22 protein-coding genes are annotated in these 26,460 nt (G+C 58.0%); 12 read left to right on the forward strand and 10 right to left on the reverse strand.

Annotation, left to right across the window (positions count from 1 at the left end; genetic code table 11):
• Positions 1–101: 101 nt before the first annotated feature.
• Both dusA and FY550_RS09495 read left to right on the forward strand, forming a co-directional pair.
• Positions 102–1,124: a tRNA dihydrouridine(20/20a) synthase DusA gene (gene dusA, locus FY550_RS09490; protein ID WP_407657366.1), complete on the forward strand. Its 1,023-nt coding sequence runs from the start codon at positions 102–104 to the stop codon at positions 1,122–1,124.
• Positions 1,125–1,258: 134 nt separating this feature from the next.
• On the forward strand, positions 1,259–2,230 hold the full coding sequence (locus tag FY550_RS09495) for an aldo/keto reductase (RefSeq protein WP_070977694.1): 972 nt from the start codon (positions 1,259–1,261) through the stop codon (positions 2,228–2,230).
• A gap of 55 nt (positions 2,231–2,285) precedes the next feature.
• Here the strand turns inward: FY550_RS09495 and FY550_RS09500 are convergent, their stop codons facing one another.
• Positions 2,286–3,152 carry a CDP-alcohol phosphatidyltransferase family protein gene (locus FY550_RS09500; RefSeq protein WP_070977695.1) on the reverse strand — a complete coding sequence of 289 codons (867 nt, stop codon included), beginning with the start codon at positions 3,150–3,152 and terminating at the stop codon, positions 2,286–2,288.
• Between the two features lie 168 nt (positions 3,153–3,320).
• Here FY550_RS09500 and FY550_RS09505 point away from each other — a divergent pair, with 168 nt between their 5' ends.
• The 5 genes from FY550_RS09505 to FY550_RS09525 are packed head-to-tail and all read left to right on the forward strand — an operon-like array spanning position 3,321 to position 7,802.
• On the forward strand, positions 3,321–4,295 hold the full coding sequence (locus tag FY550_RS09505; protein WP_070977904.1) for a zinc-dependent alcohol dehydrogenase: 975 nt from the start codon (positions 3,321–3,323) through the stop codon (positions 4,293–4,295).
• 35 nt (positions 4,296–4,330) lie between these two features.
• Positions 4,331–4,729: a 6-pyruvoyl trahydropterin synthase family protein gene (locus tag FY550_RS09510; protein WP_070977696.1), complete on the forward strand. Its 399-nt coding sequence runs from the start codon at positions 4,331–4,333 to the stop codon at positions 4,727–4,729.
• The gene (locus FY550_RS09515) at positions 4,726–5,811 is read left to right on the forward strand and encodes a glycosyltransferase family 4 protein (protein WP_233350191.1); all 1,086 of its coding nucleotides are present in this window, start codon (positions 4,726–4,728) and stop codon (positions 5,809–5,811) included. Before FY550_RS09510 ends, FY550_RS09515 begins: the two co-directional genes overlap by 4 nt.
• Positions 5,812–5,835: 24 nt before the next feature.
• Positions 5,836–6,777, forward strand: a complete 942-nt coding sequence (locus FY550_RS09520) for a class I SAM-dependent methyltransferase (RefSeq protein ID WP_070977697.1) — start codon at positions 5,836–5,838, stop codon at positions 6,775–6,777.
• Entirely contained in the window at positions 6,774–7,802 is a 1,029-nt protein-coding gene (locus FY550_RS09525) for a lysylphosphatidylglycerol synthase transmembrane domain-containing protein (RefSeq protein ID WP_070977698.1), read from the forward strand. The genes FY550_RS09520 and FY550_RS09525 overlap by 4 nt, the downstream gene beginning before the upstream one ends.
• 13 nt (positions 7,803–7,815) lie before the next feature.
• Here FY550_RS09525 and FY550_RS09530 read toward each other — a convergent pair whose 3' ends face one another.
• On the reverse strand, positions 7,816–8,655 hold the full coding sequence (locus FY550_RS09530; protein ID WP_070977699.1) for a RibD family protein: 840 nt from the start codon (positions 8,653–8,655) through the stop codon (positions 7,816–7,818).
• A 277-nt stretch (positions 8,656–8,932) separates the two neighbouring features.
• Between FY550_RS09530 and ribA the strand changes: the two genes are divergently transcribed.
• Positions 8,933–10,084: a GTP cyclohydrolase II RibA gene (gene ribA, locus FY550_RS09535; protein ID WP_070977700.1), complete on the forward strand. Its 1,152-nt coding sequence runs from the start codon at positions 8,933–8,935 to the stop codon at positions 10,082–10,084.
• 40 nt (positions 10,085–10,124) lie between these two features.
• Here ribA and FY550_RS09540 read toward each other — a convergent pair whose 3' ends face one another.
• A complete protein-coding gene (locus FY550_RS09540) occupies positions 10,125–10,937 on the reverse strand; it encodes a creatininase family protein (RefSeq protein ID WP_070977701.1) in 813 nt (270 codons plus the stop codon).
• 156 nt (positions 10,938–11,093) lie between these two features.
• On the opposite strand from FY550_RS09540, the gene FY550_RS16885 reads away from it, so the two are divergent.
• Positions 11,094–11,234 carry a hypothetical protein gene (locus FY550_RS16885; RefSeq protein ID WP_168169298.1) on the forward strand — a complete coding sequence of 47 codons (141 nt, stop codon included), beginning with the start codon at positions 11,094–11,096 and terminating at the stop codon, positions 11,232–11,234.
• Between the two features lie 19 nt (positions 11,235–11,253).
• Here the strand turns inward: FY550_RS16885 and recD are convergent, their stop codons facing one another.
• Positions 11,254–13,305 (reverse strand): exodeoxyribonuclease V subunit alpha, encoded by a 2,052-nt coding sequence (gene recD, locus FY550_RS09545; RefSeq protein ID WP_139148664.1) that lies wholly within the window; start codon positions 13,303–13,305, stop codon positions 11,254–11,256.
• A complete protein-coding gene (gene recB / locus FY550_RS09550) occupies positions 13,302–17,060 on the reverse strand; it encodes an exodeoxyribonuclease V subunit beta (protein WP_070977702.1) in 3,759 nt (1,252 codons plus the stop codon). Before recB ends, recD begins: the two co-directional genes overlap by 4 nt.
• A gap of 130 nt (positions 17,061–17,190) precedes the next feature.
• Here recB and FY550_RS09555 point away from each other — a divergent pair, with 130 nt between their 5' ends.
• Both FY550_RS09555 and FY550_RS09560 read left to right on the forward strand, forming a co-directional pair.
• On the forward strand, positions 17,191–18,258 hold the full coding sequence (locus FY550_RS09555; protein ID WP_070977703.1) for a C45 family autoproteolytic acyltransferase/hydolase: 1,068 nt from the start codon (positions 17,191–17,193) through the stop codon (positions 18,256–18,258).
• 106 nt (positions 18,259–18,364) lie between these two features.
• The gene (locus FY550_RS09560) at positions 18,365–19,312 is read left to right on the forward strand and encodes an ATP-grasp fold amidoligase family protein (RefSeq protein WP_070977704.1); all 948 of its coding nucleotides are present in this window, start codon (positions 18,365–18,367) and stop codon (positions 19,310–19,312) included.
• 119 nt (positions 19,313–19,431) lie between these two features.
• Here the strand turns inward: FY550_RS09560 and FY550_RS09565 are convergent, their stop codons facing one another.
• On the reverse strand, positions 19,432–20,490 hold the full coding sequence (locus FY550_RS09565) for an acyltransferase family protein (RefSeq protein ID WP_070977705.1): 1,059 nt from the start codon (positions 20,488–20,490) through the stop codon (positions 19,432–19,434).
• Between the two features lie 418 nt (positions 20,491–20,908).
• Complete coding sequence (locus FY550_RS09570; RefSeq protein ID WP_070977706.1) at positions 20,909–21,511, reverse strand: DUF4202 domain-containing protein; 603 nt, start codon at positions 21,509–21,511, stop codon at positions 20,909–20,911.
• Positions 21,512–21,703: 192 nt separating this feature from the next.
• Here FY550_RS09570 and FY550_RS09575 point away from each other — a divergent pair, with 192 nt between their 5' ends.
• Positions 21,704–23,281, forward strand: coding sequence for an FMN-binding glutamate synthase family protein (locus tag FY550_RS09575; RefSeq protein ID WP_149054499.1), 1,578 nt, complete (start codon positions 21,704–21,706; stop codon positions 23,279–23,281).
• A gap of 96 nt (positions 23,282–23,377) precedes the next feature.
• Here FY550_RS09575 and FY550_RS09580 read toward each other — a convergent pair whose 3' ends face one another.
• The 3 genes from FY550_RS09580 to FY550_RS09590 form a co-directional block, all read right to left on the reverse strand.
• Positions 23,378–24,499 carry a cobalamin-independent methionine synthase II family protein gene (locus tag FY550_RS09580; RefSeq protein ID WP_070977707.1) on the reverse strand — a complete coding sequence of 374 codons (1,122 nt, stop codon included), beginning with the start codon at positions 24,497–24,499 and terminating at the stop codon, positions 23,378–23,380.
• A gap of 116 nt (positions 24,500–24,615) precedes the next feature.
• On the reverse strand, positions 24,616–24,963 hold the full coding sequence (locus FY550_RS09585; protein WP_139148666.1) for a hypothetical protein: 348 nt from the start codon (positions 24,961–24,963) through the stop codon (positions 24,616–24,618).
• A 186-nt stretch (positions 24,964–25,149) separates the two neighbouring features.
• On the reverse strand, positions 25,150–26,403 hold the full coding sequence (locus FY550_RS09590; RefSeq protein ID WP_070977709.1) for an MFS transporter: 1,254 nt from the start codon (positions 26,401–26,403) through the stop codon (positions 25,150–25,152).
• Between the last annotated feature and the right edge of the window lie 57 nt (positions 26,404–26,460).

Below are 26,460 nucleotides of genomic sequence, written 5' to 3' on the forward strand. Positions count from 1 at the left end.
GAAGCATCTTGCGAACGACTTGAGCTGAAAAGGCGACAAGGTCGCACCCTTGCCGCCAATCCCTTATCCTGTGCCCTGGACTCAGTATCCCTTCGGAGCTCATGCCCCTCATGCAGAGTGATCAGCCAATCGCCGATCGCGCACGGCGCTTTGCCGTTGCCCCCATGATGGACTGGACTACCCGCGATCAGCGCGTCTTCGCCCGCTGTCTGACGCGGCGTGCGCTGCTTTATACCGAGATGGTAACCACCGGTGCCATTCTGCACGGCTCGCCACGTGAGCGCTTTCTCGGCTATCACGACAGCGAGCATCCGCTGGCCCTGCAGCTGGGTGGCAGTGATCCTGTCGAGCTTGCCGAATGCGCAGCCATCGCCGAAAGCTGGGGATATGATGAAATCAATCTCAACGTTGGCTGCCCCAGCGATCGAGTGCAGAACAACCTGATCGGCGCCTGCCTGATGGGTCAGCCCGAGTTGGTGGCACGATGCGTGGCCGCCATGCAGTCAGCAGTATCGATCCCGGTCACCGTCAAATGCCGCATCGGTATCGATGATCAGGATGAAGACCAGGATCTGACTCGATTTGTCGAAATCGTGGCCGCTGCCGGTTGTCGCACCTTTATCGTTCATGCCCGCAAGGCCTGGTTGCAGGGGCTTTCCCCAAAACAGAACCGAGATGTACCGCCACTGAATTATCCGCGCATTCATCGCCTCAAGCAGGCCTTTCCGGAGCTGCACATTGGTAGCAATGGCGGACTGAAGACGCTGGAAGAGTGTCGTGAACAGCTGGCATACGTCGATAGCGTCATGATCGGTCGCGAAGCCTATCAGAACCCCTGGCTGCTGGCGGGTGTCGACCATGCCATATTCGGTGAAGCTGATGCGCCTCGCACACGCGATGACGTCATGCTGGCCTTTCGCCCCTATATCAGGGAACGACTGGCAGCCGGTGTTCGGCTCAATCACATCACGCGCCACATTCTCGGCCTGTACAGTGGTTGTCGCGGTGGCCGCGCCTTTCGTCGGCATCTCTCGGAAAATGCACATCGCGATGGCGCTGGTATCGAAGTGGTCGATGATGCACTGGCACTGGTCGAAGCCCCTGCCTCCGCTCTCGCGGGATGACGCCAATCACGCGCTTGTCGATTTGTGCACGTCAACCATACTGAGTCTCATTGCACTCCCGCTTCATGCAAAGCGGGACATGTCACGATGACCATCACGTCGATATGACGCGACAAGACTCAGGAGGCAATCATATGCGCCTGCAACTACCCGGTCCCTTCGGTTTTGGCAGTGCCCCACTGGGCAACATGTTTCGCGATATCCCCGACAGTGAAGCATTCGAAACCGTACGCACCGCCTGGGAGCAGGGACTGCGCTATTTCGATACTGCGCCCCAGTATGGCGCCGGCCTGGCTGAAAGCCGACTTGGCGAGGTGCTGCATGATGAACCACGTGATCACTATGTGCTTTCTACCAAGGTAGGGCGACTGATTCTGGAAGAGACCGAAACCAAATCGGGGCTCTTCTCCGAGGGTCGTCCCAACAAGGTCGTTTTCGATTACTCCGAATCGGCCACGCTGCGCTCGATCGAGGAAAGTCTCAAACGCCTGAATACCGATCGCATCGACCTGGTCTGGATTCATGACTGTGCCGAAGACGCCCATGGCGCCGAATGGCAAAAGGTCTTCGACACTGCCATGAACGGTGCTGCGAAGGCGCTCACTCGCTTGCGCGAAGAAGGTGTCATTCAGGGGTGGGGATTAGGCGTCAACCGTGTTGAGCCCTGCACCATGACACTGGAACAGGCAGATCCCGATGGCTTTCTGTTGGCCGGGCGCTATACCCTGCTCGATCATGCCAATGCCCTGACAAATCTGCTGCCCGAATGCGAGCGTCGTGGCGTCGGGCTTGTGGTGGGAGGCCCCTTCAACTCAGGGCTGCTGGCCGGCGGCGAGCATTTCGAATATCAGCCGGCACCCGCCGAAATGATCGAGCGAACTCGGCGATTACGTGACATCTGTGAGCGCTTCGGCGTCGATATTCGTGCGGCTGCCCTGCAGTTCTCCAATGCTCATCCGGCTGTTGCCAGCGTCATTCCAGGGGCCAGCCGGCCGGAACGTATCAGCGAAAACCTGGCCCTGATGGAGAGGGTGATCCCGGGTGAGCTGTGGGAAACACTCAAGAGCGAAGGGTTGATCGAGACCAGCGCACCTACGCCCGCATGAAGACCGCAGCTCGATCCCGCAGCTGAATCTGCACCAACAGAACAGCTCATGACCTTCAATGCGAACGCTCCTTGCGAGCGTTCGCAAATCGATGGCCACTGTGCCGCAAAAGAATTGGTAGTGGCAAACGACTGCCGCGTTTCGATGAACTTTCCATCGGCAACCTGTCTGGTGAATCTTCCGGCATTGATATGCGATGACGGTACAGCCAGATAATGTCATAGCCGAAAGAGCCTACCAGCAGTAGCAGAGATAAACCCAGCAAACCTTCACTGTAGGGTGGCCTGATCCAGGGCAGCAGGCAGATCATCAGTGTTGAAACCTGCCAGACACAAAGTACCTTGCGTCTGTAACTGGCAGGTAGAGCGCGCGCCAGCCAGGGTTGATAGCGCATGGCCAGCAGAAACAGATAGCGCAGCGCACCAATCAGTACAACCCACGGCCCGGCCATTTCCTGAGCAATCAGCAGCACGCACAGCATCAGAATAAAAAAGGCGTCCAGCTCCATATCGAAGCGAGCTCCGAAAGCAGAGGCGACGCCAAGATGACGCGCCGCCCATCCATCCACGCCATCCATTACCAGCGCTGTCAGCACCAGTCCCGCCACCAGCAATGGATGGTGTTCCACCAGCTCTTCGAACAATATGGCACCGGCCACGACCATGATCAGGCTACCGCGTAACAGCGTGAGACGATTGGCCCAACCAAAGCCGCGAAGCTGATTCGGCCAATACCACAGGATCAGCAACGCCATGAGCCCGTAGCCAACCGAAGCCGCCAGCAGCAGCCTGCCAGGCAGCTCGAGCCACACGACCATCGAAGTAACGACAAGCGCCATGACACCCCAGACCATCAATAGCTCCCGCCATAATGGTCTGTGTGCCATCAGGAAAGCTTCATGACCTCGTAGCGGATTGCTCATGGGCCCCTCCTGATCACCCTGCGTCTTTACAGAACCTGAATGATCAATCATTTGCTACCAATGAAAGCGTTCTGTCAGGTCAGCTGGCTTGTCACTGCCGCTCAACTGTCATATACAATCATGGTATCAGTATTGTACAAGATGAAGACCTTCGGCAACGGACGCAACATGACTGTATCTACCGCGACAGCGTTCTGGACCATAGCCGCCGGGCAGGGTGAGTTGCGCCTTGAAGGGCTGACTTTCCCCGGCTCGGATGAGGTTCACGTGACCACACTTTACAGCGGCATCAGTCGGGGGACCGAAACGCTGGTGTTCAACGGCCGGGTACCGGAGAGCGAATATCAACGCATGAAGGCGCCCTTTCAGTCCGGCGAATTCCCCTGGCCGGTCAAGTATGGCTATACCAGTGTAGGGCGCGTCACCGAGGGCCCCGCCTCACTGGTCGATCGCAATGTCTTTTGCCTTCATCCTCATCAGGACCGCTATGTAGTACCGGCAGCGGCAGTGACGCCACTCCCCGAGGGGTTACCGCCGGAACGGGCGGTGCTGGCCTCCAACATGGAGACCGCCATCAATGGCCTATGGGATGCCGGGCCACTACCGGGAGATCGTATCGCCATCATTGGCGGTGGTGTAGTAGGTACCCTGATGGCACGTCTTTGTCAGCAGATACCCGGTACGCAAGTGACGCTGGTGGATATCGATCCCACACGGGAACCGATAGCCGATCGGTTGAACATTCCCTTTGCCACGCCGGATAATGCCCCCATGAATCAGGATCTTCTGATTCATGCCAGCGGTAGCAATACCGGCCTGATCAATGCACTACGCTCAGCCGGTATGGAGGCACGCATCATCGAGATGAGCTGGTACGGCCAGCAACCTGTCTCACTACCACTCGGTGAAGCCTTTCATTCTCAGCGTCTGACACTACGAGCAAGTCAGGTCGGGACCATCCCACCACACCAGGCAAGCCGCTGGGACTTCAAACGGCGTCTGACACTGGCACTGAGACTATTGAGAGACGATGCTGAGCTGGAGGTCCTGATTGATGGCGAATCTCCTTTCACTCGGCTGCCGGAAACCATGGCACGTATTACCGCCTCTCCCGGCACCCTGTGTCATCGGGTTTGCTACTGACCAGGGTCCACGATTCACTTGCAAGCGGAGCCGTCATGTTCAGTCTGACCATTCGCGATCACATGATGATCGCTCACAGTTTCCACGGCGAGATCTTTGGCCCTGCACAGCGACTACATGGCGCCACTTATGTGGTTGATGTCACTTTCAAGCGCCCCGAACTCGACCAGGATGATCTGATTGTCGATATCGCCCAGGCCGGACAGGTACTCAGTGAGGTACTGGGAGAATTCAACATGCGCAATCTTGATGAGATCGACGCCTTCCGAGGGCGTAATACCACAACCGAATTCATGGCCAGTATCATCTTCAAACGCCTGGCCCGGGCCATTGGCGAAGGGCAGCTGGGAGAAACCGGACGTGGCCTGACCGCGATGAGCGTTACGCTTCATGAATCCCACCTTGCCTGGGCCAGTTATGAGGGGGCATTGTGAGCTCGGCCCGTATCGACATGACGCTGATTGTCGCCGGCTCGCCCGAGCAACTGACCGGTGGCTACATTTATGATGCCCGTGTGGTCGAAGGTCTGCAGGAGCTGGGCAGTCGAGTCGAAGTGATCGGTCTCGAAGGTAATTTTCCGGATGTCGACGAGACCGCCGCAGCCGCTCTGGAGCACACCCTGGCCGCACAGGATCCCGACACACCGGTCGTGCTTGATGGGTTGGCCATGGGCGCACTTCCCGAGATCATCGAGCGCCATTGTCAGCGACTGACGCTGGTGGCACTGCTACACCATCCATTGACGGATGAGAGTGGACTCTCGGCCGAGCAGCAAAGTGCACTGTTGAACAGTGAACGCCGGGCGCTGGCTGCCACCCGCGGTGTCATTGTTACCAGCGACTTTACCGCTCGTCGGCTTGAAATGCTCGGCATGGCGGATATACCAATTCAGGTCGTACGACCAGGTGTTGACCCTGCACCGCTGGCGCAAGGCAGTGCGCCCGAAGCCCCTCTCAATCTGCTCTGCGTGGCGACGCTCATTCCGCGCAAGCGCCATACCCTGTTAATTGAATCCCTGGCTGAGCTGGCCGATCGCAGCTGGCACTGTCATCTCGTAGGTGATACGCAGCGCGACAAGGCATGTTACAAGGCAGTTCTGGAGGCCATCGAATCGCGCGGGCTTGGCGATCGAGTGACGCTTCATGGCGCCCTGGCCCCCCGGCAACTGGCCCCTTTCTGGGAAGCGGCCGACCTGTTTGTGCTGCCCTCCTGCTATGAAGGCTATGGCATGGTCATCGACGAAGCACTGGCGCACGGTGTGCCGATCGTCACGACCACCGGAGGAGCACTGGCCGATACGCTTCCAACCGAGGCAGGCCTGGCTGTGCCCCCCGATGATCCGGCGACCCTGACCCATGCACTCGCTCAAGCCATCGACGACAGCGAACAGCGTCGACAACTGGCGCAGGGAGCCCGGCAGGCACGTAGCAGGCTACCGGACTGGAATGAGACTGCCGAGCAGTTTCATGTAGCGCTTGAAGCGCTGATCAGCCCGCCTGACCGCCTCGGTATCTGAACCTATTTCATACAGGAGAGTGCCATGGTGTTGCCCAGTGCCCACTATCAAGGCTTCGGTTCCGACACCGGTTCATCTCCGCCCGAGAGTCGTCTGCCGGGTAGCATTTTTGCCGAAGGATGGCTGGATTTGCGTGAGCATGCAGACCATGCCGCCCGGGCCACAGCATTGCATGAACCATTGGTTCGCTGGCTGCAACAGCGGTCAGGCTTATTGGGCCCGCTGCAGATGGTTGATCTGGGCTGTGGACATGGCAGCAATCCACGCTATCTGACGTCACGCTTGCCCGGCCCACAACAGTGGCTATTGATGGATCATGATGGTGAGTTGCTTGAACGTACCAGTCAGCGTTGTTCGCAGCTGGTCGACAATAGCCAGCGCGCCATCAGCGTTACCAGGCGTCAGGCCGATCTGAAGCAGCCCGCAGCGCTGGATATCGAACGAGCCGATCTGATCAGCGCCTCAGCGCTCATTGATCTTGTATCCGCCCACTGGCTTGAACAGCTGGTCGAGTGTTGCCACCAACATGAAGCGGCCGCACTGCTGACACTAAGCATTGATGGCGTGATCGAGCTGTTTGATGATCAACAGCGCCGTTATGAAGAGCCACCTGATCGGCGATTGCTCGAGGCGCTGCATCAGCATCAACAGCGTGACAAGGGCTTCGGCAAGGCGCTGGGCAGTCAGGGGCCTGACAGGGCAAAAATCCTGTTCGAAGCGTGCAGCTACCAGGTCACCACTGCCCGCAGCGATTGGCAACTAAAGGCCGACAGCCCTGCCGATCGAGCGCTACTGCGTCAGCTGCTTGGTGGTTGGCGTACGGCGCTGCAGGAGCAATTACCAAAAGAAGAAACCATGATCGAGGACTGGTATCTCCGACATATCCAACGCCTTGACGACGAACAGCTCAGTGCCCGTATTGGCCATATCGATCTGCTTGCCCTGCCTCCGGAGAGCGGCATATGAAAGCTGGTGCCTCGCTTGCCACTCGGCTGCGCTGGCTGATCAGTTTAACGCTGGTGGGCGGATTGTTTGTCTGGCTGGACCCCGGGCGAATGCTGGCAACACTGGAGCGTCTTTCTCCGGGATGGTTATTGCTGGCGTTCTTACTGGTCATCCCCCAGATGCTGCTTTCTGCCTGGCGCTGGCAGCTGACGGCGCGCCAGTTGGGGCTGACATTGACGCTGCGCCGCGCTGTCAGTGAATACTGGTTGGCGGGATTTCTCAATCAGTTGCTTCCCGGCGGCGTTGCCGGCGATGCAGCTCGTGCCTGGCGACACGGCAGCAGGGATGTTACTGCAAACAACAATGGGGGGCATGGGACGACCTATCGCGGCAGAGCGCTACGCGCCGTCATCATCGAACGTGCTTCCGGCCAGTTGGCTCTGCTGCTGATTGCCCTGCTGGCTGTTTTACTCTCTGCCCCACTCCAGCCCCTGATGACTCGAGGGGCCAATAGTCTGTTGATACTCAATGAGTATCCACTGTCCTGGCGTCTGGCACTGACCCTGCTGTCATTGATCCTGTTAACCACCATGGTGGCCCTGCTGCATCGACATCCGCCGAAGTGGATGCATCAGCTGCAACAGGATATCCGCCGCAGCTGGGGAGCCCCCGGGCTGTGGTGGCGCCAGTTGCTCAGTTCCCTGCTGGTCGTCACCACCTATATCGCGGTGTTCTGCTGTACGGCGCGTGCCCTGGCACTACCGTTGGCAATCCATACACTCATACCGCTGACTGCACTGGTATTGATGGCGATGGCGATTCCGCTCTCCGTCGCTGGCTGGGGCATTCGCGAAGGCGCAGCTGCACTGGTGTGGTCATTGGCCGCCCTGCCACCGGAACAAGGCGTAACACTCTCGATCGCCTACGGCGTTGTGACGCTGTTGAGTACCCTGCCGGGGGCTCTGGTCCTGCTGATTCGCTCCAAACCGATGACTGCGGAAGGTCATTCTTCACAGGCGTTGATTCAGGGAGACTGCCGTGGCTGATTCAATGGTACGTTCATCCGGTTCTGGCAAGCAGCAGGTCAAAGAGGACATCACTCCCCAGCTGGTGCACTCTGCATGGCGGTCGGCGGGCATCTTCAAGTGTCTCGATTTCGGGCAGGGTCAGCGACGGTCGACCGGAGCCGATCAGCATCGGCGCTACCACGGTATGCAGCCGATCGAGCACTCCTGCGGCCATGAAACGCGAGATGGTGATGCCACCCCCTTCTACCAACACGCGAAAACAGCCTCGCTCATGCAAGTGGTCGAGAATCTGACTCGGCTCCACACCGATTTCATCGACCCGGATCAGTGCCGTTTCGACATGGCTACCCAGACCGGCAGGCGGACGACAACCACTCAGATACAGTACCGGTGCCTCGGCATCATGAAACAGACGGTGCTGTGCCGACAATCGGGCGCGCGGGTCGAGCACGACACGCAAAGGGTTATGACCCTCGACATGGCGTACCGTCAACCGGGGATCATCGGCTGCTACAGTACCAGCCCCTACCACTACGGCGTCCACCAGAGCCCGAAGCCGATGAAGATGGACCAGGCTCTCCTGTCCGGTGACATAGTGCGAGGCGCCCGATGCGGTCGCGATACGGCCATCAAGACTCTGGCCCAGCTGTGCCAGGGTAAAGGGACGAGAGATGCAGACACAGGGTGCCAGACGATTCAGCAGTGCTTGTGCCACTTCACTGACAGGACCGGCACACTGCCAGTCACCGTTGACATACAACGTCACACCGGTAGCCGTGCAGAGCCAGCTCGATTGTATTGCCCAGTCCATCGTCGCGGCTTCACGCAGTATCTGCCAGGCCTGCGCCTCGGACAGCGGAAGAAGTGGCATGAAGATCTCCAGGCAGCTGTATCGGTATCGGTTCCGGCAGCATGCCGCCAGCCGCTGATATCGACAACCCTGCCCTGCTTCAGACAGCGCCAGGAAGGCCCGGCAGCCCGTAAAACACCCTGGCGACACCGCTATCCACTGCACATCAGACAGGAAGTCACGCACTGAAGATCGACGCTGCATACCCTATAAGCATCCGCTCGGCGGAAATGCCGGAAGGCTGGCTCCGGGCGCGCTCGCAACAGGGCCCAGTGATGACAGGATCAAGGAGAGAGCCATGCGTCAGGTAGAAAGAGCGATATTCGATATACGCCGGGGATTGCCTGTGCTGTTACGCGACGAGGCCGGTGATACCCTGGTTCATCCTATTGAAGGGATCGGTGATGAACAGCTGCGCAAGCTGACACAAACAGCCGGATGTACCCCGGGCTTGGTGCTGACTGCACATCGATTGGCAGCCATGGGGCACAACTTTAACGATGATCGGGGCACTCGCGGCGGGCGCTTGAGAATCGAGGGTGTGAGTGACAGCGACACCCTGACCCTGCTCGCCGCATCGCGTTACGCCAGGGGTGTCGATGGCGATACCTGGCAAGCGCTGACAATGGCCGATGAAGCGGCGCTGGCCATGATGCGCCGCGCCCTTCTGATTCCTGCTGCCATCACGGCCCGCATCGACCCCGAACAAAGTGAGCGAATCGAGCAATTGATTGCCGAAGGTGAGCTGCTCGCAGTATCAGCCGAGAGCGCCAGAGCCTGTCAGAACAGTACGGTGGGATTACTCGGTCGTATCAGTGAAGCTGAAATCCCTCTGGTCGAAGCCGAAAGGACCCGCTTTATTCTCTTTCGCGAGCCGGATGGACTACGTGAGCACATTGCCGTGGTAATCGGCGATCCCGAGCAATGGGACCAGGCTGTACCGGTTCGACTGCATTCGGCCTGTCTGACCGGCGATCTGTTCGGCAGTCTGCGCTGCGACTGTGGCGAGCAACTGCGCAATGGCGTTGACTCGATCCAGCGCATGGGCGGCGGTGTACTGCTCTATCTTGCGCAGGAGGGCCGCGGCATCGGTCTGGCCAACAAGCTTCGTGCTTACGCCATGCAGGATGAAGGGCTGGACACCATCGATGCCGATCAGGTACTCGGATTCGGTGAAGACGAGCGCCACTACGCCATGGCCCTGGATATCCTTATCGAACTTGGCATCCGTCGCATTCAGCTTCTGACCAACAATCCGGCCAAGCTGGCTGCCATGAACCAGGGGGGTATCGAAGTCGTCAATCGCCAGGGAATTTATGGTCGACTGACCAATCAGAATCATCGTTACCTGACTGCCAAGGCGCACCGCGCCGGTCATCTGCTGGATGAAGTCCTGGATGAACAGGAAGAAACCGGATCCGCCACCTTCTCCAGAGCCGCCTCGAAATAACAGGATGCGCGCGCCAGTCGATCAGGACTGGCGCCGGCCTCTACCCTTTCCGATGTAGCGCCAGACTGGCCAGATCGAATTCACGAGTCTGTTGCAGTACCTCGACCGTCCGCTCGGCAAAGTGCCTCACCAGCCGCTCTCCCAGTGCCGCGTTTGCCAGGGTGGCATCCCCGGTGACGCCCTCGGAATTCAGATCTTCCGCCATCCAGGCAAACCCGGCCGGCCCTTCCGGGCCCAGCGACTGCCCTGCCTGATGACGCCGCAATCCCAGCGATGGCGCGTTGCTCATGGCCTCAACGCGTACCTGCTCGGGATGCAGATGAAGCATCATGGCTGTCTCCACGGCCCCACCATGCAGGCCGAACCGCAACTCTTCTTCCGGAAGCCAACCCGTCGGTGGGGTAAAACGTGGATAAGTGACCTTCACCACCAGCAACTCATGCAACTCGCGCAAACGCAACGCTGCCATATCCATCAGGGCCCGGTTCCCACCATGTCCATTGAACATGACGAGGCGTCGAATACCGGTACGCGCAACACTTTCCCCCAGGGACTCGATCCAGCTCATCGCCACTTCCGGTGTCAGACTCAAAGTTCCCGGAAAACGGTTGTGCTCGGGACTCAGCGCGACGGTCATGGTGGGCAGTTGCAATACCGGGCCGCTGCCGGGCGACAGCTTTTCCAGCGCGGCATGCAGAATCCCTTCGGTGATATCGACATCCGTGGAGAGCGGCAGGTGCGCCCCATGCTGCTCGATGGCTGCCATGGGCAGTACCGCTACGCTATCGTCATTCACCAGTTGCCCGAGTTCGATACTGGTCAATGACGACCAGCTCTTCCAGCGTTCGATCATGAAAGTGCCTTCCCGTTGTGCCGCATCAGCTCAAGGGTGGAAAACCGCAGCTTGGCTGCCATTCCTTTACTACTCTTGTACAGAGAACGCTCTTCATATCGCAGATCGGCTCGTTGAAGGGTTGCATCACGCATCGCTCACGGAGGAGAGATCGTCATGTCCAGCAACGAAATCACCCTTGTACGCAATACTCCCCTGACGGCCATTCATCATCTTCCCGATGAACTGCTCGACCGCTATCTGGCCATCTGTTCGCCTGCAGTCCGTGAACCGTTACGCAGGCTCATGACACATTGAATGCCATCTGACACTTCTGTCATGACGACAGTCCGGCTGCTGCCTGCAAGCGCTCGCGAATGTGGGAGGCTCGATGTACCCGCCGTGCCGTGGCATGCACCAGCGCCTCATCGAAGGCGCTGACCAACTGACAATGAGAGCGGGCGCGTGTTACAGCGGTATACACCAGCTCCCGTGTCAGAATGGGGTTGGGGCGATCGGGGAGTACGAACAGGATCCGCTCGAATTCGGAGCCCTGTGACTTGTGCACGGTCATGGCCCAGGCCGTTTCGACGCTATCCAGTCGCCCGGGCAATACTGCCCGTGCACGACGCCCCTTCTGATCATCGGCCACTTCGAAAAACACCCGCAGTCGCCCCTCGGCCCGAGAGTCCGGCAGAGTAATACCGATATCACCATTGTACAAAGCAAGCTGCGGATCATTGCGTGTAATCATGACCGGTCGCCCGGCGTACCAACCCGAGGTGGCCGCAATCAACCCTTCACGCTCCATTGCCTCGGCAATCCGCTCATTGAGCCCCTCGGTGCCCCATGGGCCACGTCGCAGTGCACAAAGCACCTGGAAGCGACCCAGGGCATCCAGAATCTCGAGTGGATCACCGCCTTGCTGCATCAATTCAAGGTAATTGCGATAACCCTCCATGATCAGGCCGATCAGTTGCCGGTCCCCGGGACCGGAGAGACGCTGCCACGCAATGTCTTCGTAACCTGCCGACCAGAGCCGCCGCACGCCGGCGGTATCGCCGGCATTGATACATTCGGCCAGACGCCCGATACCACTTCCCGCCTCGAAACGATAACTCTGCCGTAGTACTACGACGTGATCGCGCATGGGGTCGGTCGCAGACGCCGCAGGCTGTTCCCGCTCAAGACAGGTACCGGTCATTGTCTGTAGATAGGTCATCAGTTCATCGCTATAACCGACGCGTTCCGCCCCCTGGCAGAGATCCCCGAGTACTGCGCCAGCCTCGACCGATGCCAGCTGATCCTTGTCACCCAGCAGGATCAGCCTTGCCTGGTCCGGCAGCGCTGCCAGCAGCGCCGCCATCAGCTCGAGATCAACCATCGAAGCCTCATCCACCACCAACAGATCCAGGCTCAGGGGATGCTGCCGATCATGACGAAAATGTCGGCTGTCGGAACGCGCCCCCAGCAGGCGATGCAGTGTGGTGGCCTCTGCCGGCAGTGAACGGCGTATTTCAGGCGCCAGTGTCAGGCGCTCCAGAGCCCGACCAATGGATTCGGTCAGGCGCGCGGCAGCCTTGCCGGTCGGTGCCACCAGTCGAATGGCAAGCGGCTGGCCTTCACTGGCCAGCGCATTTTCCTGCAACAATGCCAGCAATCGAGTTACGGTAGTGGTCTTGCCGGTGCCGGGACCGCCGGAAATCACGGTCAAACGCTGATACAACGCCAGTGCACAGGCCAGTTGCTGCCAATCGGGCGTCACATGGTCTGCATTGCGCTGGAAAAGCTCTGCCAGTCGCGGTCCGAGCAGCGCAATATCCAACGAGTCGGAGATGTTCATACGGCGTCCGAGCTGCAATGCAACATCGCACTCACAGCGCCAGAAGCGATACAGATACAGCCGCTGCTGCTCCAGCACCAGCGGCGTACTCGCCCGGCCATCTCCGATCAGTGGCGAGGCAGCCAACTGCTCTGTCCAGAGACCCACACTGCTGACACCCAGACGCGCCAGGACATGAGCCGGCGTCTCGATAACACCCATGCCATCGGCCGCTCTCACACTCCGCTCCTGTGGCGGCAACGACAATACGGCATCGGCATCCGTCAGCGCCTGTTCGAGATCAAGGCAGACATGACCGCGCCCGAGCTGATGACTGACCAGAGCAATCGACAATCGCACCAGCGGGGACATGGTTGGCTCGTGCTCGGATAGAAAGCGCGCGAGATGGGCATCCAGCGGACGCAACCACTGCATCTCTACCCATTGATCGAGTAGCTCATCAATCGCCAGCGATCCCGTCACTTCAGTGGTTATGTCTGGCGGCGCCCCTTCTTCCTCGAGCAGAGAATCAAAAGAGAGCTGACCCGGGGAGATGCGGTGCTTCATGGCTCTCGCTCTGTGTAGAAGGTATCAATCCCCCCTGCCTCACGACCTGATACGTCACCCTCCAGCCAGCGATCAAGTGTCTCTATCAGTTCACGGGCAGGTCGTCGATAAAGAACACCGCGCCCATCACCTGCTCCATCCATACCTCTCACAAACGCATAGAAGACCCCACCGCAGTGGTCATCGTAGTCGTATTCCGCCAGTCGGGTACGCAGCAGGCGATGCAGTGCCAGGGTATACAGCACATATTGCAGATCATAACGATGTGCCCCGATGGCGCCCAGCATGGCGGATTCATCGTAATGCTCGGGTAAATCGCCGAGATGGTTGGATTTCCAGTCCAGCAGGTAGTAACGGCCGTTGTATTCGAACAGCAGATCAATATAGCCCTTGAGCATGCCGGTCAGCTCACGCTCTGGCAGTATCGGTCGAGGCACCGGCAGATACTCATGCTGGCGCACCAGGGCATCAAGGCGTTGGCTGTCAGCATGTCGCGCAGGCAGCCAGAATTCCAGCTCAATACGCCAGTGACCAGGATACGCCAGAGACAGGCCGGGGATCGCCGGATGCAGCGGCGCAGGCAGGACCTGCGCTATCCATGAAAGCAGAATATCTCTCCAGTGCGGCTCAAAGCCACGTCTTGCCAAACGTGCCGTGATCAACCCGGCCAGCGCGCGGCGATGAGTACTGTTCGGGTCATCCAGGGTAGCCAGTTGCCCGAAATCGATCTGTTCGAACAGGCCATGCAAAAAAGTACCGGCACGCGGCCCACGCGGGAAATCGATCAGACGCCGGGCAGATGGCAGCGGTACCGGATTGCGCTCGGCCAGCACCTCCAGATCAATGCCGGGCTGCTCGTCCATGGCACCGAAAGACTCTGTTTCCTCATCCCCTTCCTGCAGATGGGCGCCGCTCATCAATGCGGTATAGGAAGCAATCCACCAGTTGCGGTCGATTCGCCCGGTAAACCGGCGCGCCGGGGTGATTTCGCGATTTTCCACCGAACCAGGCAGCGACTCGGACGCCGGCTGTGGCGGAGGTGACAGTGTTATGACGTCACCATCACTCAGCTTCTCCAGTAGTGCGCGCAAGTGACCTGCTTCCAGCGATTTATCCGTATGGCCATTCATCAGGCTGCCGAACGCCGAGCGCAGGAGGGTGGTTGCTCCCTCGGGGGCCTCCTTTTTGCGAGCCCCCTTGTACAGCGGCGCAATACCCAGTCGACAGGCGTAGCGCGCGCGCGTCATGGCGACATACAGCAACCGCAGATCTTCGGCCAGACGCTCCCGATCAGCCTGTTGTCGCTGCGCCGTGGTCGGCGCCATGACAGTTGCCCTGCCTCGTTCGTCATCATGCAGGCGAAAATGTGTGGCCCGACCATCGATCTCCCGGTAGTCACAGGCAAACGGCAGATAGACCACGGCATACTCAAGCCCCTTGGACTTGTGAATGGTGATCACTCTGACCAGCGTTTCATCGCTCTCCAGCCGCTGGATCAACGACTCCGGATCGAGCCCGGCTTCAAAACGACCCGACAGGGCCTGATGGAGCCAACGCAGCAGTGCCTGCTCGCCATCAAGATGCACACTCGCCGCCTGGGCCAGCTCCCCGAGATGCAGCAGATCAGTCAGAGCGCGCTCCCCCTCATCGCGAATAATCAGCCGCTTGCCGATATCAAAGTGACGCATCACCGCGCGCAGCATCGGTAATACGCCATCACGCTGCCAGAGCCGATGGTACTCGCCAAAACGCTCGACCATTGTCTCCCAGGCCAGCTCATCAACCTCGAGCTCGGCCACGGTATCCAGCGAATCGGACAGCAGCCGGGTAGCCAGCGCGGCTCTTAGCCTGCGGTCGTTATCGGGCTGGGCAACCGCCTCGAGCAGCTGCAACAGGTGGAAAGCTTCCGGCGACTGAAACACCGAGGACTTCTGACTGAGATAGACGCTTCGGATCCCACCCCGTGCCAGCGCTTCGCGCACCAGTTCTGCCTCGCGTCCGGTGCGTACCAATACCGCCAGATCCGAGGGCCGCAGTGGTTCAAAATGGCCCCTGTCGTCACAAAACCCTGTCGTTCCATCGAGCCCACCTGTCAACAGACGCTGAATATCGGCTCGGGTCGCCTCTGCCATGCAACGGGCATAGGTCTCCCGTCCGACAGATACCTCTCCCGACATCAACCAACAGCTCAAGGCCGGCTCTTCACCATACTCTCCCACCAATCGTTGTTGCCGCCCCTGTGCTGCCACCGGCTCGAACGGAATTTCATCCAGCAGAAATGGCGCCGAACACTGACCGAAGAAGCGATTGACAGCACTCACCATCGCCTCGGTCGAGCGGAAATTGGTGGCCAGCGTATAGTGCGCCGTAACATCACGACGCGCGGCAAGGTAGGTATGGATATCAGCCCCACGAAAGCCATAAATGGCCTGCTTGGGATCACCGATCATCAGAAGGGTCGTGGCCATGTCATCGACTGGCACCGCAGGATAGATCGAGGAGAAGATACGGTACTGTACCGGGTCCGTGTCCTGAAACTCATCGATCATGGCTACCGGCAATTCACGGCGAATTCGGCCTGCCAGACGCTCGCCTGCAGGTCCCGATAGTGCCACATCAAGCCCGTTGAGCAGATCATCGAAATCCCAGAGTCCCCGCCGACGCTTCTCCTGCTCCAAAGCGGCAGAGACCGTATCCCGGGCATGCGCCAGAATGTACGGCTGTACCTCCGGCAGCGCCTGCCGAGCCTCGGCCAGCGCATCAAGCGCTGAAAAGAACGCGTGTTCGGGTGTATCAGCCCTCTTTTTCGTAGCAGCCTTCAATCGTTGCTGCCCACACCAGGGCTGGCCGGACACCAGCAAGCCAGACTCCAGCAGTGACTCACCACGTGCACACCACTGCGCCAGTCGATCAAGACGCTCGGCCAGCTCATCCCCCTTGAAACGATTGGCAGCCAGCCGGCCCTGCTCAATAGCATCACGTAGCAGTGTCGTGATCTCTTCACCCGAGGAATACCATAACTGGCGTACCCGCTCGGCCTGCTCATCAAGCCTCTGATGGGCTCGAGTCAGCGGTAGTAGCGCCTCGGCCAGTGTTCCCGGTGCTTCGATCGATTGTTCGTTCCAGATCAGCGGCTGGGGTCGACCGCCATGCAACAGTGCCTGTAGTGACCGGGCCAGTGCCGCCGGGGATTCCCAGTAATCAAGCAACATCCCCTGCTGTTCGGGCTCGAGCGGGTAGAAGTGACAACGCCAGTAATCTTCAACCAGGGTTTCAAACAAGCGCTCGGTTTCATTGGTCAACTCGGCAGCAAACAGCGTGCCGCTGTCAAAGGCATGGCGCTTGAGCATGCGCTGACAAAAGCCATGAATGGTAAAGATGGCGGCATCGTCCATGACACGTGCCGCTCCATCCAGTCGACTGGCCTGAATCAAGCGGTGTTCGGGCTCGACCTCCGCCAGCAACCGTTCCAGCACGACATCAACGGTTTCACGTCCCAGCAAGGCATCGCGCGCCTGACGCAACCTCAGTCGAATGCGTTCACGCAGCTCTTCCGTTGCGGCCTCGGTAAAGGTGACGACCAGGATCTCGGGCGGCATCAACGGCCGGGGAAAGGCACAGTCCGAACCGCCATGTCCGAGGATCAGTCGTACATAAAGTGCCGCCAGGGTGAAGGTCTTGCCGGTACCGGCACTGGCTTCGATCAGACGACGACCGATCAGTGGCAGGGTGGCGATATCGAGATGTTCGCTCATCGACGCATTAGATCACTGTTATCAGGTGAGCGGCAAAATCTGCCGATTGCGGCAAGGGACTCGACGCCAGCGCAAACGCCCGCCATGCTGTGAACAATACGCATGAGCACCAATCATCGAGGAGAGCGGCATGGTCAAGCACATCGATATCCAGGGGACGCACCATGAGATCGGCGAAGCGCACGGTCAACAGGCGGCCACGGAGATCGAGCGCAGTCTGGCGACCTATGAGCGTCTCTTCCGCGAGCTGGCCGGCCTCGAATGGGGCGATGCTCGCCATGAAGCGGAACGCTTCAAGGCTGCCATCGAACATGTCTGTCCCGAACTGCTCGAAGAAATGGCTGGTATCGCCCATGGTGCCGGCATTGATCCACTGGATGTGCTGGTACTCAATGCCCGCAGTGAAATCGCGCTGACGCACACCACCGCCGAGTCCGGCGAAGCCTCGCAAAGCGATGGCTGCTCGTCCTTGTCACAGCGCCACTCGGAAACCGGTGAACAGTGGCTGGCGCAGAACTGGGACTGGAAAGCCGAGCAACGCGATGCGCTTGTGCGCATGACCGTGCGAGCTCCGGACAAGCCCGCGATTCAGATGATTACTGAAGCCGGCATCATCGGCAAGATCGGCTTCAATGACAATGGCGTGGGGGTTTGCCTCAATGCCTTGCGCACAGCCATCTGCCGACCCAAACTGCCGGTCCACGTCATGCTCCGTCGGGTTCTGGAGAGCGACGGCGTCGAGCACGCGCTGGATATGATCGATGAAGTCGGTGTGGCCTCTCCGGCGCACTTTCTGATCGCCGATGGTCTGGGCAATGCAGCCGGTGTCGAAGTATCACCAATGGGTGATAGTGCCATGACGCCCCGGCATGGTCGCCTGTGCCATACCAACCACCTGATCGCCCGGCACCTCCCCCCGGGGCTGGAAGACTTCCCGCGGGAAGACTCCATTTCCCGACTGACCCGACTGCGCGAACTCATCGCCGACAGTGAACCTTCCTTCGAAACACTGCGTGCCCATCTCAGTGATGAGCAAGGGGCCCCTTCAGCCATCAATCGCCATGAAGACCCCGCTCAGCCTGAGGGAGAACGCATGGAAACCCTGTTTACCATCATCATGAATCTGAGCCGCAAGCAGGCACAGGTCAGTCTTGGTAAACCCTCGGATAATCCCGAAGTGTTCGAGATGCGTTTCTGAGCCGCTTTTTTTGCAACATCCATCACGCATTTGTAGCGATTAGTAGAGCGCTAAGTCTCTACTAAGCTATTCTCGGCATGCTCCGCCTGACCTGTTCAGGCAAGGCATGTCGCAGATGCTCGCACTCCATCGCAGTTATCGTTATTGCACCGAACGCTTCAGAGGTCTGAAGCGTTCCGATAGAAGGGAAACCCTTCGCCAGTTTCACAAACGCTTTGCGCATGTGCCCCATCTTGACCACCCGCGCTCCTTCAGTGAAAAGATCAACCGCTTCAAGCTAGAGGCAGATCGACCACTCTATCGGGAGTTGGCCGACAAACTGGCCGTACGGGACTTTGTCCATGATCGACTCGGCGAAGAGGCCCTGATTCCCCTGCTGGCCTCGGGGGACCGACTCACTCGCGAACTATATGCTGACCTGCCCTATCGCTTCGTGATGAAGGCAACACATGGCAGTGCCATGAACCGCCTGGTCTTTGATCGCGATGAGTGCCATTTCCAAACCCTGCGTCGTGAAAGCGATCGATGGTTATGTCGCAATTTCTATTATGGCTCCCGTGAACGCCAGTATCGTCGCATCAGGCCTCGCCTGGTATTTGAACAGCTGATGCTCGATGCCAATGGTCAGGTGCCCGCGGACTACAAGGTGCACTGTTTCCAGCGTAATGGGCAGCGGCATACTGTTATTCAGGTCGATAGCAACCGGTTTGGAGAACACACACGCGACTACTTCACTGCTGACTGGGAACGCCTGCCATTGGCAGTCAAATTTCCCAATACCTCATCAGGAGCAGAACCTGAGCGCCCGACTCGCCTGTCGGCTCTGATCGAGGCCGCCTGGCAGCTGGCAGAGGGGTTTGCCTATGTCCGTGTGGATCTTTATCTCATTGATGAAAAAATTTATTTCGGCGAGATGACTTTCACGCCCGGTAGTGGTTTTGAGCGTTTCCAACCGATTGACTTCGATCATCAATGGGGCAGCTGGTTCGACCTGGATCATCAGCTTTCGCTGTACAGCCGACGCGATCTCGAGGCGGTGCGTCGTGCCAGCTGATGCCATGTTCTGAGCTTCATCCTGCCTGTCAATTCAGCAAGCAGCCGGAAAGGCGGATTTGGCGCTGAAACCAGTCCCGGGCGCGTCGACTTTCGTCAACGCCCCGGGCCTGTTTGCTGTCATGATCTTTCAGAGATGGCCTGTCCGGTAGCCTTCGCTGAAGAGCGTGTAGTGGCCCCGGATGGCATAAGCGCATTGGCAGTAAACAAAAGCGATACCACCCGACTGCGATTATTGAGCCAGGCCAGCAGTGCGCTGATGCCAAGCACCACGGCAAAGTAGAAGGGAAACACCAGATCGGGATCGCTGTCGATAAAGCGGGTCATGAGAACAGGCGCCACCCAGGTAAAGGGGAAATGCACGAGGAAAATGGCCAGCGAGTTACGGCCGAACCATTGGAAAGGCCTCAGCAAAGGCGCCACCGCAGCGAGCATGGTCACCTTGAGCAATAGCGTGATCACGATGAAGGCCATGGACATCTGCAACAGATCATAGCCGTAGACATTATCGATCACGCCTTCGTGAACCAGCCATACCCATACGCCCATGACCCCTACTGGTAGCAACAGACTCCAGCCGGCACGCTCGATGAACTGCCTGAACGCTTGCAGCCTGATACCAAGCAGCCCTCCGACCATGAAAAACACCATGTAATAACCGAATTTCTCAAAACCGAAATAGTACATCGCCGTATAGCTGCTCATGACCAGAGCAAAACATAAAAGACGATTTGTTTTAAGAAGGAAAAAGGCAATTACATAATAGATCATTATGTAATAAATGAACCAGAGATGCATCATGGGGTGGAGAAAGAATGAGGACCAGAAGTCAACAGGCTCCTTTCCCAGATAATGAGCTCTCAAGATATATAAAACGTAACCGATCAGTGACCATATGATATAGGGATAAAGAATATTAACTGCCTTGCCACGAAAGTAACGGCGGCTTCCCTTCCCCATGGAACTGAAAACCAGCAGACCTGATAGAAACATCAGCGCCGGCATTCTGAATGGCGTCATGATGGCGTTGAACTGCAGGAAAGCTGATGATAACTCGGGAAATTTGATAGACATTGAATCTGCACTGTGCAGATAAACCACCATGAAAATCGCAATCCCGCGGAGCGCGTCCATCCACTCGAAACGACCGCTACTCGCACGCGTGACACTACTGGACATAAGCAATATCCATTTCGATTCGGGAAAAGTTGAACAGCCAATATAATATATAATTGCAGCGTTAATTCTGTGCTGATACACCCCGCAGCATGTTATTTTATTTCACAGCAGGCATATTTGATTATTAATCATTACCGAACACAAACTTTCAATCGAATCTGATACCAAAACCAGCTGAAAAAAGAATGACTCCCGATATTAAAAAAACAGGAAAAGTATTAATCTTTTAGCCAGAAAAAATTACCAGTAGTGAGAGTAGAAGCTTTTCAGCTCATACTCGTGCCAGCTCAGTGCCTGACAGAAAAGGCGACGAACCGTGCTCACAAAAGGCAGGGATGGTGAAGAAAGGGGTATAGTGCCTCCGGAGCTGGCAGTACTGCCAGCTCATATTCGAGCATTCACGTGTTATTGGAGCGTTTCAGCGCGTCTCGGCCGCCAGAGCCCGTTCAACCAGCGCCCGTGATCGCCCGGTCAGATGAATTTCGCCGGCCAGCTGATGACCTCGCTCGGACATCTTGCGCCAGGTCCGTCTGAGTATGGTAACGACCCTTTCATCCTCGTGCTTCGCTGCAAACGCATCGAATTCGTACTGAAGGAAGACAAGACAAGCCGTATCTTCCAGCGCACGGGTGTCAACGTCGTGCCGCAAATCCTCCTTGCGGACCAATGCCGCTACTCGTTCAGCGGTCTCACGGTCATAACCACATTCCAGCACTATTTCCTGTGCCAGGTCGGCCTGACGCTGTTTGAGCTCGGTTCGCCAGGCATGGTAACCGGGCCGATCCATGGGGTAGCGATCACGCGGAATCTCCCAGCGGCGCAGATGCTGGGCACAAACCGCCAGACGCAAATAATCCGGTGCCTCAGGGTGAACCCGCTCAAGCCAGGCACTCATGCGTTTGGCGTAAAGCAGTTCGTGAGGCACCGATTCCCCCTGTTCATTGACCGTCGAACGCGGATCGTCGGCGTGCTCGCGATTCAGACGCGCCATGGCATTTCGAAAACGATCACTGTCACTCATGTCTACCGATTTCCTCTGTTATCGTTCTGCCGTTTGCCGTCATGCTCTCATGAGTGCTCCAGGAGGCACCAATGCGTTCTTTTCCTACCAGCCGAGCCAGCTCAAAACTTGAAGAGCGCACCTTTCGGGCTATAACTGAAGGATCGCTTAATGCACATAGCGGCATTTATATCGTGATGATAACGAGGTGACATGTACCGCCAACTTTTCTATCTGTTAACCCCTCTCAGCCTGGCTTTGATCGCAGTGCTGTCCATATTCTGGCTACCGGCCCTCTGGCTGCTGATCATCTGGCTTCCGCTGGCATTGATCGGTCTGCATGACCTGCGTTGCCCGACCAATGTCCTCAACAACTATCCGGTTATCGGGCACCTGCGCTACATGCTGGAGTTCGTGCGGCCAGAACTGCGCCAGTACTTTTTCGAATCCGAAACCAGCGGCCGCCCCTTTTCACGCGAAAAGCGCAATCTCATCAATGCCCGCGCCGATGGCGGCTCCGATACTTCCCCTTTCGGCACCATTCGTGATGTTGAAGCGCCCGGCTACAATTTTTCCGGCCACTCCATTCAGCCCGGCGAAGTCTCCGAAGAGAATCGCCGTATTGTTGTCGGCGGTCCCCAGTGTCGCCGCCCTTACAATGCATCACGACTCAACATATCGGCCATGAGCTTCGGCTCACTTTCCGGCAGCGCCGTTGAGGCCATGAACCAGGGCGCTCGGATGGGCGGCTTTGCCCATGATACCGGGGAAGGCGCCATCAGCCCCTATCATGAAAAGCATGGTGGCGATCTGATCTGGGAACTGGGCACGGCCTATTTCGGCTGCCGTACCAAAGAGGGGCGCTTTGATCCGGATACCTTTCGCGACAAGGCGCAAGGCGATCAGGTCAAGATGATCGAGATCAAGATCTCCCAGGGGGCCAAACCCAGCCACGGCGGTCTGTTGCCCGCCGCCAAGGTCAATGAGGAAATCGCGCAAACCCGACAGATCGAAGCGGGGCAGGACTGTCCTTCACCAGCCTCGCATCCGGAATTTTCCAATCCACGCGAAATGCTCGAGTTCGTGACTCGCCTTCGTGAACTTTCCGATGGCAAACCGGTTGGCATCAAGCTCTGCATAGGCAAGCGCAGCGAGTTTCTGAGCATCTGCCGGGCGATGGTCGAAACCGGCACTCTGGTCGACTTCATCACCGTTGACGGTGCAGAGGGAGGTACTGGCGCAGCGCCCCAGGAGTTCTCCGACAGCCTTGGCGCCTATATCGATGAGGCACTGCCCTTTGTCGATAACGCCCTGCGTGGGACTGGGCTGCGCCAGCATATCCGCCTCATTGCCAGCGGCAAGGTGGCCCTGGGTTATGACATGGTGGTCAAGACAGCGCTGGGCGCCGATATGTGTAACGCAGCCCGAGCCTTCATGTTTGCAGTTGGCTGTATTCAGGCCCGGCGCTGTCATACCAACCGCTGCCCCACCGGAGTGACCACTCAGGATCCTAAACGGGCACGGGCCGTGCATGTGCCCACCAAGGCCGAACGTGTTCGGCAGTATCACAAGGCCACGCTCGACTCTTTTGCCGCCCTGACCGGCGCCATGGGGCTCTCACGATTCGAGGATCTGAGTGCCGAACATATTCAGCATCGCAGTGAATATGCGCCCTCACAGCCAGCCAGTCGCTTCAGCTGGCCGGCACTGAGCGATGGCCAGCTACTGGGAGATGAGATCCCCGCCCCCTGGCAGGAGTGCTGGCAGGCAGCCGGTGTGGATCGCTTCTAAAGCGGTATATTGTTGCTGGCAACAGCAGATCGCCCTGTCGTGATAAACGACAGGGCGATGGCATGCATTGCTCGGATTTGATACTCGAATCCGGGGTCAGTCCCAGATCTCATCAGCCAGTTCGACCACCAGGCCCAGCTTGGCCCACTGCTCATCTTCACTGAGCTGGTTGCCTTCTTCAGTCGAGGCAAAACCGCACTGTGGACTCAGGCAGAGCTGATCGAGTGGCGCATGGAGGCTGGCCTCCTGAAAGCGGCGCCTGATGTCCGACTTTGCCTCCAACTCGCCATTCTTGGTCGTAATCATGCCCAATACAGCCTGCTGATGCCCCCGGGGCAGAAAGCGCAGCGGTTCAAAGCCTCCGGCACGATCACTGTCGTATTCCAGGAAAAAGGCATCGACATCAACACCGCCCAGCAATGTTTCAGCCACCGGCTCATAGCCCCCTTCGCTGATCCAGGTCGAGCGGAAATTTCCCCGACAGACATGAAGGCTGACATGCATATCCGCAGGCCGGTCACGTAACGCCCGATTGAGGACCTCGGCATAGCGATACTGCAGTTGCTCGGGTTGCTCCTCACCTCGCTGGCGTGCGGCTTCCAGCTCCCTGTCCGAACACAGATAGGCCCAGACTGTATCATCGAGCTGCAGATAGCGGCAGCCAGCTGCGTGGAAGGCATGAATGGCTTCACGCCAGGCCTCGGCAACATCATCAAAGAAAGCATCCAGCTCAGGATAAACCTCGCGACTGATCCGGTTTCTGCCAACACGAAAATGCAGCACGCTGGGGCTGGGAATGGTCATCTTGGCGACCGAGTGCTGCGTGATCCCATCCAGAAAGCGAAAATCGTCCAGCATCGTATGATCGGGGTTGAAACGTACCCGATCCACTACACGAATGCCGCGAGAAGGCGTCTGGCGCCCCTGAAACTGAATGCCCTGCTCGGGTGTATACCCTTCCACACCATGAAGTTGTTCAAGAAAATCAAAGTGCCACCAGGCACGCCGGAACTCACCATCGGTCACGGCCTTTAATCCGAGCGACTCCTGATGCGCCACAACACGGCGAATCTCTTCATCCTCCACCCGACGCAGCTGATCGGCACTGATCTCATCTGCCTGATACTGTTTCCGGGCCGATTTAATGGCATCACTACGCAGCAGACTGCCCACCATGTCGGCCCGAAACGGAGGACGTAACGGTTCGGATTGACTCATGTTTTACTCCATCGTGGCTTATCGGGATGGACGCATATTCTGAAGACCTGTCATCCTGAAAACCATCGATTCACAATCAACATGATCATGAAAACCGCTCATGGCAAAACGAGGCATTACTCTTCGCCATTGACCGTACCTGGCGGGTGACCATACTTCGCCTCGAATTGCTCGATCATTTCCTGACAGCTGTTACGACGGTGATGGGCCACGGCATCATCGGCAGTTTCGCGGGTCTGTTGCTGGCACTGTCGAATCGACTGCAGCTCATTAACCTTCTGCTCATCGGTACGATGAGTCGTCATATAGGCAATGATGATCCCATAAACCAGTACAATGAATGCCAGCGCTGCCAGCATCAGGCCCAGGCACCCTTTCCTGCTCGTTTTCTGTTCGCCATGAATGGACGAATCCTGCTGCTTGTTGGCACTCAATGCGACCACTTCCCTTCCATCGTCAATCATCGGTCATCGCTGCGGTTCAAAAGCGATCGTAACAGCGGCATTGTGCCCATCAGGCCACCTTGCGCCTACCGGTTTTCACCGACCGCTCTCAAACTGGCAGGGTATGCCTGTAGAGGATGCTCAATGAATCACGCCAGGCCTGCTCCTCTATCACAAGAGCACTATGGTATATCATGGGCGCCGATTTCAGCGCTCGGCAGGAGAAGATCTACTCAGGTCAGTGTCCTGACCCGCTTGCCGTTCGGTAGCCGCGAGGCGGCGACTTTGCTGATAGAGCAGAAGACAGAGTGCGCCACCTGAACAGGCTGACAGGGCTGCACACAGAAAAATGGCCGAATACCCTGCATGTCCGGCGATGAAACCGGCAAGCGGCCCGGTAACACCTACGGCAGCATCCAGAAAGACCGAATAGGCGCCCAGTGCTGCACTACGACTCGCAGCATCAATGCGGTTGACCGCTACCACGCCCAGAGCCGGAAAGATCAGTGAGACACCCAGTCCGGTCAGGGACGCGCCAGCCATCGCCATCACCGCAGAATCCGCCAGCCATAGCAGCAACAATCCCAGCGACTCCACACCAAAGCACACCAGAGCGACAGGATAGCCACCAAAGCGCCCGATACTGCCGGCAAACAGCAGCCTGGCAATGATGAAGGAAATGCCGAAGACCGCCAGGCCCCAGGCTGCATGATCCCACTGCTCGGCTGCAAAATAGAGCGTGATAAAGGTCGCGATCACACCATAGCCGATCGAACTCAGTGCCAGCCCCAGGCCAAAGGGGGCAACCCGACCAAAGACCCGTGAGAAAGGCATACGCTTGCCTGCAATCACCGGCGATGCCGGCCGCCGCCAGGCCATGGCCAGCGAAGTCAGTGCCAATAAGGCGATCACGATACCCACACTACCGACACCGCCCAGATCGACAATCAACGCGCCCAGAGGTGCGCCAATCGCCAGTGCCCCGAAACCGGCAATACCGTTCCAGGAAATCACACGGCTCATGTGGACCGGGCCTACCAGGCCGATACCCCAGCTTAGCGAGCCGGTTCCGATCATGCCCTGGGCCACCCCCAGAATCAGTCGACTGAACAGCAGAATCAGCAGGCTGATCAGCGGCTGAGCCTGTAACGTTACTGCCAGCACTACCAGCAAACCATTCAGGGAGCAGCCCGCCATTCCAGCCATGACAATGCGCTTGGCACCCAGCCGATCGGCAAGCTGTCCCGCAAACGGCCGCGATAACAGCGTGGCCACGAATTGCGCACTGATGACCACGCCCACGGTCACAGCACTGAAGCCCTGCTTGCCGGCCAGCCAGGGAGGCAGCACCGTCAGTGTCATACCGATACAGAGCATGCTGACAAAGGTGGAACTGACGATGGTGATGATCTGGAGCTTGAGCTTCAACGAGGTACGGGATGGATCGGATTCAGAGGACATGGGCACCACGAATGGGCTAATAAAGACAACACATCATACAACTGTAACAGGAATACC

This window comes from Kushneria phosphatilytica (assembly GCF_008247605.1).
In the GTDB taxonomy this organism is placed as follows: domain Bacteria; phylum Pseudomonadota; class Gammaproteobacteria; order Pseudomonadales; family Halomonadaceae; genus Kushneria; species Kushneria phosphatilytica.

Coding starts and splice junctions, on each gene's coding strand:
- FY550_RS09570 (WP_070977706.1), bottom strand. CDS start 21,511: ATGAGTGACAGTGATCGTTTTCGAAATGCCATGGCGCGTCTGAATCGC.
- FY550_RS09510 (WP_070977696.1), top strand. CDS start 4,331: ATGTTCAGTCTGACCATTCGCGATCACATGATGATCGCTCACAGTTTC.
- FY550_RS09565 (WP_070977705.1), bottom strand. CDS start 20,490: ATGTCCAGTAGTGTCACGCGTGCGAGTAGCGGTCGTTTCGAGTGGATG.
- FY550_RS09505 (WP_070977904.1), top strand. CDS start 3,321: ATGACTGTATCTACCGCGACAGCGTTCTGGACCATAGCCGCCGGGCAG.
- recD (WP_139148664.1), bottom strand. CDS start 13,305: ATGAAGCACCGCATCTCCCCGGGTCAGCTCTCTTTTGATTCTCTGCTC.
- FY550_RS09540 (WP_070977701.1), bottom strand. CDS start 10,937: ATGATCGAACGCTGGAAGAGCTGGTCGTCATTGACCAGTATCGAACTC.
- dusA (WP_407657366.1), top strand. CDS start 102: ATGCCCCTCATGCAGAGTGATCAGCCAATCGCCGATCGCGCACGGCGC.
- FY550_RS09495 (WP_070977694.1), top strand. CDS start 1,259: ATGCGCCTGCAACTACCCGGTCCCTTCGGTTTTGGCAGTGCCCCACTG.
- FY550_RS09585 (WP_139148666.1), bottom strand. CDS start 24,963: ATGATTGACGATGGAAGGGAAGTGGTCGCATTGAGTGCCAACAAGCAG.
- FY550_RS09555 (WP_070977703.1), top strand. CDS start 17,191: ATGGTCAAGCACATCGATATCCAGGGGACGCACCATGAGATCGGCGAA.
- FY550_RS09575 (WP_149054499.1), top strand. CDS start 21,704: ATGTACCGCCAACTTTTCTATCTGTTAACCCCTCTCAGCCTGGCTTTG.
- FY550_RS09590 (WP_070977709.1), bottom strand. CDS start 26,403: ATGTCCTCTGAATCCGATCCATCCCGTACCTCGTTGAAGCTCAAGCTC.
- FY550_RS09560 (WP_070977704.1), top strand. CDS start 18,365: ATGTCGCAGATGCTCGCACTCCATCGCAGTTATCGTTATTGCACCGAA.
- FY550_RS09500 (WP_070977695.1), bottom strand. CDS start 3,152: ATGAGCAATCCGCTACGAGGTCATGAAGCTTTCCTGATGGCACACAGA.
- FY550_RS16885 (WP_168169298.1), top strand. CDS start 11,094: ATGTCCAGCAACGAAATCACCCTTGTACGCAATACTCCCCTGACGGCC.
- FY550_RS09520 (WP_070977697.1), top strand. CDS start 5,836: ATGGTGTTGCCCAGTGCCCACTATCAAGGCTTCGGTTCCGACACCGGT.
- recB (WP_070977702.1), bottom strand. CDS start 17,060: ATGAGCGAACATCTCGATATCGCCACCCTGCCACTGATCGGTCGTCGT.
- FY550_RS09580 (WP_070977707.1), bottom strand. CDS start 24,499: ATGAGTCAATCCGAACCGTTACGTCCTCCGTTTCGGGCCGACATGGTG.
- FY550_RS09525 (WP_070977698.1), top strand. CDS start 6,774: ATGAAAGCTGGTGCCTCGCTTGCCACTCGGCTGCGCTGGCTGATCAGT.
- FY550_RS09530 (WP_070977699.1), bottom strand. CDS start 8,655: ATGCCACTTCTTCCGCTGTCCGAGGCGCAGGCCTGGCAGATACTGCGT.
- ribA (WP_070977700.1), top strand. CDS start 8,933: ATGCGTCAGGTAGAAAGAGCGATATTCGATATACGCCGGGGATTGCCT.